11 protein-coding genes are annotated in these 13,997 nt (G+C 66.0%); 7 read left to right on the forward strand and 4 right to left on the reverse strand.

Going from position 1 to position 13,997, the window contains the following annotated elements:
• The first annotated feature begins 103 nt into the window (after window positions 1-103).
• The 5 genes from ACP26O_RS12880 to dut all read left to right on the forward strand — a co-directional run bounded on the left by ACP26O_RS12880 (window position 104) and on the right by dut (window position 6,320).
• Complete coding sequence (locus tag ACP26O_RS12880; protein WP_175665083.1) at window positions 104-1,096, forward strand: bifunctional riboflavin kinase/FAD synthetase; 993 nt, start codon at window positions 104-106, stop codon at window positions 1,094-1,096.
• A 102-nt stretch (window positions 1,097-1,198) separates the two neighbouring features.
• Window positions 1,199-4,036, forward strand: a complete 2,838-nt coding sequence (ileS, locus tag ACP26O_RS12885; protein ID WP_175665084.1) for an isoleucine--tRNA ligase — start codon at window positions 1,199-1,201, stop codon at window positions 4,034-4,036.
• 2 nt (window positions 4,037-4,038) lie between these two features.
• The gene (gene lspA / locus ACP26O_RS12890) at window positions 4,039-4,539 is read left to right on the forward strand and encodes a signal peptidase II (protein ID WP_006750063.1); all 501 of its coding nucleotides are present in this window, start codon (window positions 4,039-4,041) and stop codon (window positions 4,537-4,539) included.
• Window positions 4,540-4,606: 67 nt separating this feature from the next.
• Window positions 4,607-5,818 carry a bifunctional phosphopantothenoylcysteine decarboxylase/phosphopantothenate--cysteine ligase CoaBC gene (coaBC, locus tag ACP26O_RS12895; RefSeq protein WP_175665085.1) on the forward strand — a complete coding sequence of 404 codons (1,212 nt, stop codon included), beginning with the start codon at window positions 4,607-4,609 and terminating at the stop codon, window positions 5,816-5,818.
• Window positions 5,819-5,873: 55 nt separating this feature from the next.
• On the forward strand, window positions 5,874-6,320 hold the full coding sequence (dut, locus tag ACP26O_RS12900) for a dUTP diphosphatase (RefSeq protein WP_165751895.1): 447 nt from the start codon (window positions 5,874-5,876) through the stop codon (window positions 6,318-6,320).
• Window positions 6,321-6,473: 153 nt separating this feature from the next.
• Here the strand turns inward: dut and ACP26O_RS12905 are convergent, their stop codons facing one another.
• The 3 genes from ACP26O_RS12905 to clpS all read right to left on the reverse strand — a co-directional run bounded on the left by ACP26O_RS12905 (window position 6,474) and on the right by clpS (window position 10,567).
• The gene (locus tag ACP26O_RS12905; protein WP_175665086.1) at window positions 6,474-7,853 is read right to left on the reverse strand and encodes an amino acid permease; all 1,380 of its coding nucleotides are present in this window, start codon (window positions 7,851-7,853) and stop codon (window positions 6,474-6,476) included.
• A gap of 102 nt (window positions 7,854-7,955) precedes the next feature.
• A complete protein-coding gene (clpA, locus tag ACP26O_RS12910; RefSeq protein WP_011657720.1) occupies window positions 7,956-10,256 on the reverse strand; it encodes an ATP-dependent Clp protease ATP-binding subunit ClpA in 2,301 nt (766 codons plus the stop codon).
• Window positions 10,253-10,567 (reverse strand): ATP-dependent Clp protease adapter ClpS, encoded by a 315-nt coding sequence (gene clpS / locus ACP26O_RS12915; RefSeq protein WP_006398529.1) that lies wholly within the window; start codon window positions 10,565-10,567, stop codon window positions 10,253-10,255. The genes clpA and clpS overlap by 4 nt, the downstream gene beginning before the upstream one ends.
• Window positions 10,568-11,115: 548 nt before the next feature.
• Here clpS and ACP26O_RS12920 point away from each other — a divergent pair.
• Window positions 11,116-11,319: a cold-shock protein gene (locus ACP26O_RS12920; RefSeq protein WP_004196460.1), complete on the forward strand. Its 204-nt coding sequence runs from the start codon at window positions 11,116-11,118 to the stop codon at window positions 11,317-11,319.
• A 176-nt stretch (window positions 11,320-11,495) separates the two neighbouring features.
• Here ACP26O_RS12920 and ACP26O_RS12925 read toward each other — a convergent pair whose 3' ends face one another.
• Window positions 11,496-13,094: a multicopper oxidase family protein gene (locus ACP26O_RS12925; RefSeq protein WP_175665087.1), complete on the reverse strand. Its 1,599-nt coding sequence runs from the start codon at window positions 13,092-13,094 to the stop codon at window positions 11,496-11,498.
• Window positions 13,095-13,757: 663 nt separating this feature from the next.
• On the opposite strand from ACP26O_RS12925, the gene ACP26O_RS12930 reads away from it, so the two are divergent.
• Window positions 13,758-13,982 (forward strand): hypothetical protein, encoded by a 225-nt coding sequence (locus ACP26O_RS12930; protein ID WP_011657722.1) that lies wholly within the window; start codon window positions 13,758-13,760, stop codon window positions 13,980-13,982.
• The last annotated feature ends 15 nt before the right edge of the window (window positions 13,983-13,997 follow it).

Here is a 13,997-nt window from a genome sequence, read left to right on the forward strand (position 1 = left end):
CCCCGCGTTTCCCTCCTTCTCGGCCGCCGGGCCGCCCGAACGTTTATAATCTTCTGCTTTGCGGCATTCCACCGCCCATTCCCCCGACGCTGCTTCCGCTATCGTGAAAGTCTTCCGCGGCCTGCCCAACGCCGAGAGCCGCGCGCCGTGCGCGCTGACGATCGGCAACTTCGATGGTGTCCATCGCGGCCACCAGGCCCTGCTCGCGCGCGTGCGCGCGGCAGCGGACGCGCGCGGCCTGCCCGTGTGCGTGATGACGTTCGAGCCGCACCCGCGCGAATTCTTCAATCCGGCCGGCGCGCCGCCGCGCATCGCGATGCTGCGCGACAAGCTGGAAGCGCTGCGCGAGCATGGGGTCGACCGCGTCGTCGTCGAGCACTTCAACCACACGTTCGCGAGCCAGTCGCCGCAGGCATTCGTCGAACGCACGCTGGTCGGCGGGCTGCACACGCGCTGGATGATGGTCGGCGACGATTTCTGCTACGGCGCGAAGCGCGCGGGCACCTTCGACACGCTGAAGGCGGCCGGCGAACAGTACGGTTTCGAAGTCGAGCAGATGGGCACGGTCTCCGGCAGCGACGGCGCGCGCATCTCCAGCTCCGGCGTGCGCGCCGCGCTCGCCGCGGGCGATCTCGACGCGGCCGCGCAGGCGCTCGGCCACGGCTACGCGATCAGCGGCCACGTCGCGCACGGGCTGAAGCTCGGCCGCGACCTCGGCTTCCCGACCCTGAACCTGCCGATCGCGCACAAGCGGCCGGCGCTCGCGGGCATCTTCGTCGTGCAGGTGCACGGGCTGGGCCCCGCCCCGCTGCCGGGCGTCGCGAGCCTCGGGCTGCGCCCGACCGTCGACGATTCCGGCCGCGTGCTGCTCGAAGTCCACCTGCTCGACTGGCACGGCGATGCGTACGGCAAGCTGATCCGCGTCGAATTCCTGAAGAAGCTGCGCGACGAGGCGAAGTTCGACGATCTCGAGGCGCTGTCGCGCGCGATCGCCCTGGACGTCGCGAACGCACGCGCGTATTTCGTCGAGCGCGCCCGCGCGCCGGGCAGCCGCGCGACCGGCTTCTCGACGTCGGCGACCGACCGAATTAGCTGATCCGGCCGGCGGCGCCACGCGCCGCGCCCTCGCGCCGCCCACACGCGCGCATCCCCGATTCACGACGCACGAGCGTCCACCGATTTAGATAGCGATCCCATCATGAGCAACAAGAAAGCCGATTCGAAACCGCAGGCCAAGTATCCGGTCAACCTGCTCGACACGCCGTTCCCGATGCGCGGCGACCTGCCCAAGCGCGAGCCGCAGTGGGTCAAGGAATGGGAAGAGCGCGGCATCTACGAAAAGATCCGCGCGGCCAGCAAGGGCCGCCCGAAGTTCATCCTGCACGACGGCCCGCCGTATGCGAACGGTGACATCCACCTCGGGCACGCGGTCAACAAGATCCTGAAGGACATCGTCGTCAAGTCGCGCAACATGGCCGGCTTCGACGCACCGTACGTGCCGGGCTGGGATTGCCACGGGATGCCGATCGAGATCCAGATCGAGAAGCAGTTCGGCAAGTCGCTGCCGGCCGCCGAAGTGATGAGCAAGGCGCGCGCGTACGCGACCGAGCAGATCGAGAAGCAGAAGGTCGGCTTCAAGCGCCTCGGCGTGCTCGGCGACTGGGCGAATCCGTACAAGACGATGAACTTCGTCAACGAGGCGGAAGAGATCCGCGCGCTCGGCAAGATCATCGAGAAGGGCTACGTGTACCGCGGGCTGAAGCCGGTGAACTGGTGCTTCGACTGCGGCTCGGCGCTCGCCGAGGCGGAAGTCGAGTACAAGGACCGCACCGACCCGACGATCGACGTGATGTTCGCGTTCGCCGAGCCGGAAAAGACCGCGCAGGCGTTCGGCCTGCCGGCGCTGCCGCGCGCCGAGGGCGGCATCGTGATCTGGACCACCACGCCGTGGACGATCCCGGCCAACCAGGCGCTGAACCTCCATCCGGAAATCGTCTACGCGCTGGTCGACACCGAGCGCGGGCTGCTGATCATCGCGGAAGAACGCGTCGCCGCGTGCATGGCCGACTTCAAGCTGACCGGCCGCGTCGTCGCGACCGCGCCCGGCGTGAAGCTCGCGAACCTGCGCTTCCACCACCCGCTCGCGTCGGCCCACCCCGGCTACAAGCGCACCGCGCCCGTCTACCTCGGCGACTACGTGACGACCGACACGGGTACCGGCGTCGTGCACTCGTCGCCCGCCTACGGCATCGAAGACTTCATGTCGTGCAAGGCGCACGGGATGACCGATTCGGACTTCATCAACCCGGTGATGGGCGACGGCCGCTACATCGAATCGCTGCCGCTGTTCGGCGGCCTGTCGATCTGGGACGCGAACCCGAAGATCGTCGACGCGCTGAACGCGGCCGGCTCGCTGCTGCGCAGCGAGAAGTACACGCACAGCTACATGCACTGCTGGCGCCACAAGACGCCGATCATCTACCGCGCGACGTCGCAATGGTTCGCCGGCATGGACGTGACGCCGCGCGACGACGGCAAGACGCTGCGCGAAGCGGCGCTCGAAGGCGTCGAGGCAACCGCGTTCTACCCGTCGTGGGGCAAGCAGCGCCTGTTCAGCATGATCGCGAACCGTCCCGACTGGACGCTGTCGCGTCAGCGCCAATGGGGCGTGCCGATGGCGTTCTTCGTGCACAAGGAAACCGGCGAGCTGCACCCGCGCACGCTCGAGCTGCTCGAGGAAGTCGCGAAGCGCGTCGAGCAGTCGGGCATCGAGGCGTGGCAGTCGCTCGATCCGCGCGAGCTGATCGGCGACGACGCAAATATGTACGAAAAGAACCGCGACACGCTCGACGTGTGGTTCGACTCGGGCACGACGCACTGGCACGTGCTGCGCGGCTCGCACAAGGATCAGCTGCAGTTCCCGGCCGATCTATACCTCGAAGGCTCGGACCAGCACCGCGGCTGGTTCCACTCGTCGCTGCTGACCGCGTCGATGATCGACGGCCGCGCGCCGTACAAGGGCCTGCTCACGCACGGCTTCACGGTCGACGGCGAAGGCCGCAAGATGAGCAAGTCGCTCGGCAACGGTGTCGACCCGCATGAAGTCGCGAACCGCCTCGGCGCGGAAATCATCCGCCTGTGGATCGCGTCGACCGACTATTCGGGCGAGCTCGCGATCTCCGAGGAAATCCTGAAGCGTGTGACGGAAGGCTATCGCCGCATCCGCAACACGCTGCGCTTCCTGCTCGCGAACCTGTCGGACTTCGACTTCGCGCAGCACGCGGTGCCGGTCGACGAATGGCTCGAGATCGACCGTTATGCGGTCGCGTTCTCCGCGCAACTGCAGACGGAATTGCTCGGCCACTACGAGAAGTACGAGTTCCACCCGGTCGTCGCGAAGCTGCAGACGTACTGCTCGGAAGATCTCGGCGGCTTCTACCTCGACGTGCTGAAGGACCGCCTGTACACCAGCGCGGCCGATTCGCGCGCGCGCCGCTCCGCGCAGACCGCGCTGTACCACCTGACGCACGGGCTGCTGCGCGTGCTCGCACCGTTCCTGTCGTTCACCGCGGAAGAAGCGTGGAAGGTGTTCCAGCCGGCCAGCGACACCGTGTTCACGGAAACGTACTACGCGTATCCCGAGGTGGCCGGCTCGACCGCGCTGATCGAGAAGTGGGCGCTGCTGCGCGACGTACGCGGCAACGTGACGAAGGCGCTCGAGGAAGCACGCACCGCGAACCGCATCGGTTCGTCGCTGCAGGCCGAAGTGGCCGTGCATGCGAGCGGCGCGCGCTACGATGCGCTCACGAGCCTCGGCGACGACCTGAAGTTCGTGCTGATCACCTCGGCGGCGACGGTCGTGAAGGTCAACGACGAGGCGCAGGAAAGCGTCGACGTCGCGGCGTCGAAGTACCAGAAGTGCGAACGCTGCTGGCACTACCGCGAGGACGTCGGCGCGCACGCCGATCATCCGACGCTGTGCGGACGCTGCTTCTCGAACCTGTTTGAAAACGGCGAAATCCGGAGCGCGGCTTAACCATGGCAAAAACCCTGTCGAAGCCGGCCAGCGGCGCGCTCGCGCCCTGGCTCGGCATTTCGCTGATCGTGATCCTGTTCGACCAGCTGTCGAAAATCGCGATCCTGAAAACGTTCGCGTACGGCGCGCAGCATGCGCTGACGTCGTTCTTCAGCCTCGTGCTGGTGTACAACCGCGGCGCCGCGTTCGGCTTCCTGTCGACCGCGAGCGGCTGGCAGCGCTGGGCGTTCACCGCGCTCGGCATCGGCGCGACGCTCGTGATCTGCTTCCTGCTGCGCCGCCATGGCCAGCAGCGGCTGTTCAGCCTGTCGCTCGCGCTGATCCTCGGCGGCGCGCTCGGCAACGTGATCGACCGGCTGGTCTACGGCCACGTGATCGACTTTCTCGATTTCCACGTCGGCGGCTGGCACTTCCCGGCGTTCAACCTCGCCGATTCCGCGATCACGGTCGGCGCGGTGCTGCTGGTCTACGACGAACTGCGTCGCGTGCGCGGCTCGCGCTGAGCGCGCATACTCGGTGTCGACGGCCGGCTTCGCGCCGGCCGTTCCGTTTGACCCTTGGAGGCCTGAGTTGGCACACGCAGAACTCGCTGGAAAACACCTCGTTCTCGGCCTGACGGGCGGCATCGCCTGCTACAAGATCGCCGAGCTCACCCGGCTGCTGACGAAGGCAGGCGCGACCGTGCAGGTCGTGATGACCGAAGCCGCCGCGCAGTTCATTACGCCCGTCACGATGCAGGCGCTGTCCGGCCGGCCCGTCTATACGAGCCAGTGGGATGCGCGCATCGACAACAACATGGCGCACATCGACCTGTCGCGCGAAGCCGACGCGATCGTGATCGCGCCCGCGTCGACGGATTTCCTCGCGAAGCTCGCGCACGGATTCGCGGACGACCTGCTGTCGACGCTGTGCGTCGCGCGCGACTGTCCGCTGCTCGTCGTGCCCGCGATGAACCGCCAGATGTGGCAGAACCCGGCCACGCAACGCAATGCCGCGCAACTGCGCGCCGACGGCGTGTCGGTGCTCGGCCCCGATTCGGGCGCGCAGGCCTGCGGCGAAGTCGGCGACGGCCGCATGCTCGAGCCCGAGGCGATCTATGAAGCGATCGTCGCGCACTTCGCACCGAAGGTGCTCGCGCACCGTCGCGTGCTGATCACGGCCGGCCCGACGTTCGAGCCGCTCGACCCGGTGCGCGGCCTCACGAACCGCTCGAGCGGCAAGATGGGCTTCGCGCTCGCGCGCGCCGCGCAGCAGGCCGGCGCCGACGTGCATCTCGTCGCGGGGCCGGTCGCGCTCGACACGCCGTGGGGCGTGACGCGCCAGGACGTGCAGACCGCGCAGCAGATGTACGACGCGGTCATGCATGCGGTAACCGACGCGGACATCTTCATCGCGGTGGCCGCGGTCGCCGACTGGCGCGTCGACCAGCCGGCCGAGCACAAGATGAAGAAGACGGCCGATCGCAAGATGCCGGCGCTCGCGTTCGTCGAGAACCCCGACATCCTCGCGTCGGTCGCGGCGCTGCCCGATCCGCCGTTCTGCGTCGGGTTCGCCGCCGAAAGCGGCGATCTCGACGTGCATGGCGACGAAAAGCGCAAGCGCAAGAACGTGCCGCTGCTGGTCGGCAACCTCGGCCCGCTGACGTTCGGCCGCGACGACAACGAAGTCGTGCTGTTCGAGGCAGCCGGGCTCACGCGCCTGCCGCGCGCGCCGAAGGACGAGCTCGCGCACGCGCTCGTCGCCGAAATCGCAAAGCGCCTGCCCGACAATCACCTGATCTGATCCATTGCCCGGCGGCACGCGCCGCCGCGCCCTTCCCGACCGATTCGACGACCGCATGAAACTCGACCTGAAGATTCTCGACGCGCGCATGCGCGACTACATGCCCGCCTACGCCACCACCGGCAGCGCGGGCCTCGACCTGCGCGCGTGCCTCGACGCACCCGTCACGCTGCAGCCGGGCGAAACGACGCTGGTGCCGACGGGCCTCGCGATTCATCTCGCGGATCCCGGCTATGCGGCGCTGATCCTGCCGCGCTCGGGCCTCGGCCACAAGCACGGGATCGTGCTCGGCAACCTCGTCGGCCTGATCGATTCCGACTACCAGGGCCAGCTGATGGTGTCGACGTGGAACCGCGGCCAGACCGAATTCGTGCTGAACCCGTTCGAGCGGCTCGCGCAGCTCGTGATCGTGCCGGTCGTGCAGGCGCAGTTCAACATCGTCGACGAGTTCGCGCAAAGCGATCGCGGCGAAGGCGGCTTCGGCAGCACCGGCCGTCACTGAACGGCGCGATGCGAAACGGGGGCCTCGCGGCCCCCTTTGCTTTTTCCGTTTCCATTCACCGATCGGCCGTCCGCGCGAACCGCGCGGGTGCGAGCTGGCGGCCGCGCATCACCGTCGCCGCGCAGGCCACTGCCCGCGGCGCACGCTCACGCGTCAACGCGCGTGCTGGTGCCGATAGTGCAGCGCGTACGCGAGCGTCAGCAGCACGACGAACACGACGCCGACCACCATCGTCATCCGGAATTCGCGCGTGAACGCGGTCGTGAGCAGGACCGCGCCCACGAGCCCCGCACCGAGCAGGCTGCCGAACGGGTGGCCCCACATCCGGAATGCGAGCGCCGGGCCGCGATACCGCGCGCGAAAGCGCAGATGCGTGACGAAGATCATCAGCCACGTGAACAGCGCGCCGAACATCGCGATCGCCATCATCACGGTAAATGCGGTGTCGGGCGACAGCGCGACCAGCACGGCCGCGACCGCGACGCCGCTGGTCGAGATCCACAGCGCCGCACGCGGCACGCCGTTGTTGCCGAGCCGGCCGAACACCGCCGGCGCGAGCCGCGCACGCGACAGGCTGAACATCATCCGCGTCGTCACGTAGAGCTGGCTGTTCATCGCCGACAGCGCCGCGATCAGCAGCACGAAGTTGATCACGCCGGCCGCATACGGCACGTGCGTGGCGGCCATCACCTTCACGAACGGGCTTTCGTCGGTGCCGGCCTGCGCCCAGGGCACGATCGCGAGCATCAGCGACAGCGTCAGCAGGTAGAACAGCACGAGCCGGAACACCGTCGAGCGGAACGCACGCGTGACTGCGTGCTGCGGATCGCGCGCCTCGCCGGCCGCGATCGCGACCGCCTCGATGCTCATGTAGCTGAAGATCGCGACGATCACCGCGACCCAGGTGCCCCACGGCCCTTTCGGCATGAAGCCGTCGTGCGCGGTGTAGTTCGCGAAGCCGATGCCCGACGCCGCCGGCGCCGACCACACGAGATACGCGCCGAGCACGATGAACAAGACGATCGCCCCGATCTTCAGCAACGAAAACGCGTATTCGACCGACCCGTACAGCGTGACGCTCGCGAGGTTCACCGCGATCAGCAGCGCGGAGAAGCCGATCACCCAGTACCAGCCGGGCACGGCCGGGAACCAGTACTTCATGAACACGGCGATCGCGCTGATCTCGGTGCCGATCGCGAACACCACCGCGAACCAGTACGCATAGCGCACGAGAAAGCCCGCGAGCGGGCCGACGTAGTGCTCGGCGTATGCGCCGAACGAACCGGCCGTCGGATGCGCGACCGTCATTTCCGCGAGCGCGCCCATCAGCAGCAGCGCGATCAACGCGCCGATCGCATACGAGACCAGCACGCTCGGGCCCGCGAGCCCGATCGCGAACCCGCTGCCGAGGAACAGCCCCGTGCCGATCGCGCCGCCGATCGCGATCATCGCCATCTGCCCCGACGTCAGCGCGTGGCGCAACCCTTGTTCGCGCGCGACGATGTTGTCGAACGACCGTTGTTGTTGTGTCACTGCGTTGCTACTCCCTGCCCCACCATTGCGCCACCGGCGCCAGATAAAACGAAACGGCGCGGAGAACTTCCCGCGCCGTTCGCATGAACAACGAATTATCGCTTACTCGACTTCGACCGTCTCTTCGTTCGGCTTGTGCGGCGGATTCGCCAGCTTGTCGAACGACAACTGCACCTTGTCGTTTTCGTCGACGTCGACCGTCACGTGCCCGCCGTTGACGAGCTTGCCGAACAGCAGCTCGTCGGCCAGCGCACGACGGATCGTGTCCTGGATCAGCCGCTGCATCGGCCGCGCGCCCATCAGCGGGTCGAAGCCGTGCTTCGCGAGATGCTTGCGCAACGCGTCGGTGAACAGCGCGTCGACCTTCTTCTCGTGCAGCTGCTCCTCGAGCTGGATCAGGAACTTGTCGACCACGCGCATGATGATTTCCTCATCGAGCGAGCGGAAGCTGATGATCGAATCCAGGCGGTTACGGAACTCCGGCGTGAACAGACGCTTGATGTCGGTCATCTCGTCGCCCGTCTCGCGGCGCGTCGTGAAGCCGATCGTCGCCTTCTGCATCGACTCGGCGCCCGCGTTCGTCGTCATGATGATGATGACGTTGCGGAAATCCGCCTTGCGGCCGTTGTTGTCCGTCAGCGTGCCGTGGTCCATCACCTGCAGCAGCACGTTGAAGATGTCCGGATGCGCCTTCTCGATTTCGTCGAGCAACAGCACGCAATGCGGCTTCTTCGTGACGGCTTCGGTCAGCAGGCCGCCCTGGTCGAACCCGACATAGCCCGGCGGCGCGCCGATCAGGCGGCTCACCGCGTGACGCTCCATGTATTCCGACATGTCGAAGCGGATCAGCTCGATGCCGAGCGTGAACGCGAGCTGGCGCGCCACTTCGGTCTTGCCGACGCCCGTCGGGCCGGAGAACAGGAACGAGCCGATCGGCTTGTCCATCTTGCCGAGGCCCGCACGCGCCATCTTGATCGATGCGGCGAGCGCATCGATCGCCGGATCCTGGCCGAACACGACGCTCTTCAGGTCGCGATCGAGCGTCTGCAGCTTGCTGCGATCGTCCTGCGACACGCTTTGCGCCGGCACGCGCGCGATCTTCGAGATGATTTCCTCGATCTCGCTCTTGCCGATCGTCTTCTTCTGCTTCGACTTCGGCAGGATGCGCTGCGCGGCGCCCGCTTCGTCGATCACGTCGATCGCCTTGTCCGGCAGGTGGCGGTCGGTGATGAAGCGTGCCGACAGTTCGGCCGCGGCCGACAGTGCGCCCGACGAATACTTGACGCCGTGATGCTCCTCGAAGCGCGACTTCAGCCCGCGCAGGATCGCGACCGTCTGCTCGACGGTCGGCTCCGTCACGTCGACCTTCTGGAAGCGCCGCGACAGCGCCGCATCCTTCTCGAAGATGCCGCGATACTCGGTGAACGTGGTCGCGCCGATGCACTTGAGCGTGCCCGACGACAGCGCCGGCTTCAGCAGGTTCGACGCGTCGAGCGTGCCGCCCGATGCGGCGCCCGCGCCGATCAGCGTGTGGATCTCGTCGATGAACAGGATCGCGTGCGGACGCTCCTTCAGCTCCTTCAGCACCGTCTTCAGACGCTGCTCGAAGTCGCCGCGATACTTGGTGCCCGCGAGGAGCGCGCCCATGTCGAGCGAATACACCTGCGCGTTCGCGAGGATGTCCGGCACTTCGCCGCGCGTGATGCGATAGGCGAGCCCTTCCGCGATCGCGGTCTTGCCCACGCCCGCTTCGCCCACGAGCAGCGGATTGTTCTTGCGGCGCCGGCACAGCACCTGCACGACGCGCTCGACCTCCGGCTCGCGGCCGATCAGCGGATCGATGCGGCCGTCCTTCGCCATCTGGTTCAGGTTCTGCGTGAACTGCGCGAGCGGCGTTTCCTTCTGCGCGTTCGCGTCTTCGCTTTCCGCGTTCGCGTCGGTCGACTTCGCGGCTTCGCCGCCGTTCGTCTTCGCGATGCCGTGCGAAATGAAGTTCACGACGTCCAGGCGCGTGACGCCCTGCTGCTGCAGGTAGTAGACGGCGTGCGAATCCTTCTCGCCGAAGATCGCGACCAGCACGTTCGCGCCGGTGACTTCCTTCTTGCCGTTCGACGTCGACTGGACGTGCATGATCGCGCGCTGGATCACGCGCTGGAAACCGAGCGTCGGCTGGGTATCGACATCGTCGGTACCCGGAACGGTCGGTGTGTTGTCGTGGATGAAATTGCGCAGGTTCTGACGCAAGTCCTCGATGTTGGCCGCACACGCGCGCAACACCTCGGCTGCCGTCGGATTATCCAGCAGGGCCAGCAGCAGATGCTCGACCGTAATGAACTCATGGCGCGCCTGGCGTGCTTCCATGAACGCCATGTGCAGGCTGACTTCCAATTCCTGGGCAATCATGCTTCCTCCATCACGCACTGCAGCGGATGCCCGGCCTGCCGCGCATGGGTAACGACTTGCTCAACCTTGGTCGACGCGATGTCCCGCGTATAGACCCCACATACCCCTCGCCCTTCACGATGGACCTTCAGCATGATCTGCGTGGCCGTCTCGCGATCCTTCTTGAAATACTCCTGTACGACCATCACGACGAACTCCATCGGCGTGAAGTCGTCGTTGAGCAGCACCACCTTGTACATCGAAGGCGGCTTGAGCTTCTGCTGCTTGCGTTCCAGGACGGTGCTGTCCTGCTTGTCCGGGATAATCGCCATACACCCATTCTAAACAACTCGGACAGGCCCGCAATCCTGCCATTACCCGACCGACCGGCCGGCGCCCTCCCTGGTTCCCGACGACATGCGATCGTCTTCGCACCATACGAAAGCCGGCTGCGGTGCCGGCTTTCACGCGTGGCGCGGAACACGAACCGTCAGGTGGAGACTGCACCGGACCGTCGCATCCGCATCCAGTATCCCACAAGCCGGGACGACTCGATCGCGTGTCACTCGAGCCTGGTATATGAGCCGATTATGCGACTTTTCAAGTCCGCGCGCTTGGCGGCATGCTGCGAAGCAAAGCCGGAAAAACCCTGAAAATGGGTTCTTTACAACGGCCCTCTAACCGTCTAAAAATTCCCCTTGACACTCAAATAAAGAGCGCCAACAATCAAGCTGGCACTCTTTTTCATTTGCCGGTTGGCGAAATGAATGAGGCCGAAGGTGAGCTTGTGAGGGGGGAACGGCTGTATTTTCCGGTCGTTTAGCTTTTCGAGCGTGCTCGTGGTAAGTAGCAGCGACTGTGTGACAGGGGAAGTAGGAAAATGGCAACTGGTATCGTTAAGTGGTTCAACGACGCGAAGGGCTTCGGTTTCATCACCCCCGACGAGGGCGGTGAGGATCTGTTTGCGCACTTCTCGGCCATCAACATGCAGGGCTTCAAGACCCTGAAGGAAGGCCAGAAGGTGAGCTTCGAGGTCGTTCAAGGGCCGAAGGGCAAGCAAGCGTCGAACATCCAGGCCGCGTAAGGCACCGGATATTGGACGAAGAAACCCGGCATTGCGCCGGGTTTCTTTTTTTCAGGCCGGCCATTCGTTAATTCGATTGGCCGGCCTTTACGTTCAATCCCGATTATTGAACACGTATTGTCTTGTCGCACACGCAGATCGAATGCCGTCATACGTGTGAAACATAATCGATCTCGTTACACGACCTTCAGCGTGCCCATCATGCCGAGATCCTCGTGTTCGAGAATATGGCAGTGGAACATGCGCTCGCCGGGCATGTCTTGCGTAACGAGAATCGTCACGGTCTCGCCGCTGCGCACGTTCACGGTATCGCGCCACGCGCGGAACGGTTCGCTCGTGCGCGTGCCGTCCGATGCACGCTCGATAACCTGGAATTGCGTGCCGTGCAAATGGAACGGGTGATCCATGTCTGTGCCATTGCGGATTGTCCAGCGCTCGACGTCGCCGCGGCGGCTCGTCAGCGTCGCGCGATGCGGTGCATAGGTCGCGCCGTTGATCGTGAAGCGCATCCCGGCCGGGCGGCCATGCATCGGGCTGTTCATCATCGCGTCCATGTCCATCTCTTCGCCGAACGCGACTTCCTTGTGCGCGACCGGCTCGCCGAGCGTCGGCACCGCGCGCAGCGTCGCCGGCAGCGCACGAGGGGCGGCCGGTGCGAACGCGACGTCGGCGAGCGGCAGCGCCGGATCGGGCGGCAGGCTGCCGTGGCCGTCGTCGTGCGACATCGCCATCTTGCGGCGGTCGTATTCGGCCGCCTGCAGCACCGCGCGTGACGCGCGGTCGCCGGCGCGCACCAGCAGTTCCGCGCGCTCGCCCGGCGCGAGCAGCAGCGACGTCACGCGGCGCGGCGCATCGAAGAGCCCGCCGTCCGTGCCGGCATGCTCGAACGCGCGGCCGTCGTCGAACGCCACGCGCAGGTAGCGTGCGCTGCACGCGTTCCACACGCGCCAGCGCTCGTCGCTCGCGACGTCGATCCGCGGCCGGCGCGCACCGTTGACCAGCACGAACTGGCCTTCTCGGCCGTTCATCCAGTCCATCATGTCGTTCGGCGCAATGGTGCCGTCGCGCGCAAGCTTCAGGTCGGACACGAACAGGTTGCGCTCGGGCCAGCCGGCGAGCGGATCGTCGGCGGCGCGCACGACGAACGGGCCGGCCAGCCCGCGGAACACCTGCTCGGCGGTCATCATGTGCGGATGCGGGTGATACCAGTAGGTGCCGGCACTGCCCTTCGGCAACGTGAAGCGGTACACGTGCGACGCACCCGGCGCGACCGGGTCGGACGGGTTGCCGTCCTGGTCGGGCGGCACCGGCAGGCCGTGCCAGTGGATCGTCGACGGTTGCGGCAGCTTGTTCACGAAGCGGATTTCGACCGTATCGCCCTCGCGTACGTCGATCAGCGGGCCGACCACCGGGCCCTGCGTGCCCGTGCCGAATTGCCAGAACGTCGTCGGACGCGCGCTGTGCAGCAGCGGACGCGCGACCGGCTGCGCGACCAGCGTCGCGCGGAACGTGCCGGGCTCGCGACTTTCGTTGGCGAGCGTGCGCAGCGACGCGAGCGGCGCGCCGGCCGGCAGCGCATCGGCCGCCGCGAGCGCGGCCGGCGCCGGCTTCGCGTGCTGCGTGTGGCCCGCCATCCCTGACATGCCGGGCATGTCGTCCATCTGATCCATGCCGGCCATGCCCGCGTGTGCGGCATGCTGCGCCCACGCGGTGCGCGCAAACAGCGATGCGGCCGCCACACCGATGGCATGCGACAGGAAGGTTCTCCGTATCATCAATCGTTCCTCGTTATTCGTGCTGCGTCGCGCGGCCGTCGCGACACCCGCGCCGGTCGGTGCGCAAGCGCCCATGCGCGACGCGAAACCTGATGCCCGCGTCATCATAACCGCGGGTCGCGGCCGAAGCACCGCGGCACAGCGCGAGCGGCGATACGCCGCAGTGCGCGATTGGGCCTGACGGCCCGGGCGCCCTTCGCGCGGTGTTTTCGATCATCGGTCGACGCCGCAACGCCCCCACTGCATTCGTGCCGGCTGCCCGGTCGATCGCACACGCTGCCCGCGTTCGCCCCGCCCCATCGCGCGCAGTTCGCCCCACCCGTTCATCCCGCCAGCGTCACACCGTCCGCCTTCGATGCACGGACCCCCCTCGATTTTTCACGATGTGGAACAAGTCACTGCGTTATAAAAATTCGTGGTGCACGGCACAAATTCGCTGTTTCGCGATGCCAAAAATCGTTCCGCAATACAAAACGGACAAAATAAATGGCTGTTTTTAAAAAGGAATTTTTGTTTCGACAAAGCGTTCTACGCGCACCATCGGTCGCGGCCACGGACGTAGACTGGGTTCCATGCACCGACGCTTCGCCACGACGGTCGATACGAAACCCAACCGGCGAGCGGCACCACAGAATCGCTTGTAATCAGAAAGGGAGAACGGAAATGAAGGGATTTCGCTTTGGTTCAGCGCTCGGGTCGTTCTACATCCTGCCGGGTAACGGCGGCTGGGAAGCGACGTTCGGCAACGCTCTGCTCGGCGCGTTCTCGTGCCCGGAAGTAGCCGCCGACCACATCTCCCGCGGCGACTGCGAGCAACCGACCGAACTCGATACGGCCACGCTCGAAGTGCCGCCCGAAATCAGCGAATGGGAAATCGTGCACGTCTGAATGGCACGCGTGCAA

The sequence above is a fragment of the Burkholderia sp. R-40 genome (genome assembly GCF_049942845.1).
Classification (GTDB): Bacteria; Pseudomonadota; Gammaproteobacteria; order Burkholderiales; family Burkholderiaceae; genus Burkholderia; species Burkholderia ambifaria.

What these genes read in the sequence shown, in the direction of transcription:
- ACP26O_RS12920 (WP_004196460.1), top strand. Translation starts at nt 11,116, where the DNA reads ATGGCAACTGGTATCGTTAAGTGGTTCAACGACGCGAAGGGCTTCGGT.
- clpS (WP_006398529.1), bottom strand. Translation starts at nt 10,567, where the DNA reads ATGGCGATTATCCCGGACAAGCAGGACAGCACCGTCCTGGAACGCAAG.
- ileS (WP_175665084.1), top strand. Translation starts at nt 1,199, where the DNA reads ATGAGCAACAAGAAAGCCGATTCGAAACCGCAGGCCAAGTATCCGGTC.
- dut (WP_165751895.1), top strand. Translation starts at nt 5,874, where the DNA reads ATGAAACTCGACCTGAAGATTCTCGACGCGCGCATGCGCGACTACATG.
- ACP26O_RS12930 (WP_011657722.1), top strand. Translation starts at nt 13,758, where the DNA reads ATGAAGGGATTTCGCTTTGGTTCAGCGCTCGGGTCGTTCTACATCCTG.
- lspA (WP_006750063.1), top strand. Translation starts at nt 4,039, where the DNA reads ATGGCAAAAACCCTGTCGAAGCCGGCCAGCGGCGCGCTCGCGCCCTGG.
- ACP26O_RS12925 (WP_175665087.1), bottom strand. Translation starts at nt 13,094, where the DNA reads ATGATACGGAGAACCTTCCTGTCGCATGCCATCGGTGTGGCGGCCGCA.
- clpA (WP_011657720.1), bottom strand. Translation starts at nt 10,256, where the DNA reads ATGATTGCCCAGGAATTGGAAGTCAGCCTGCACATGGCGTTCATGGAA.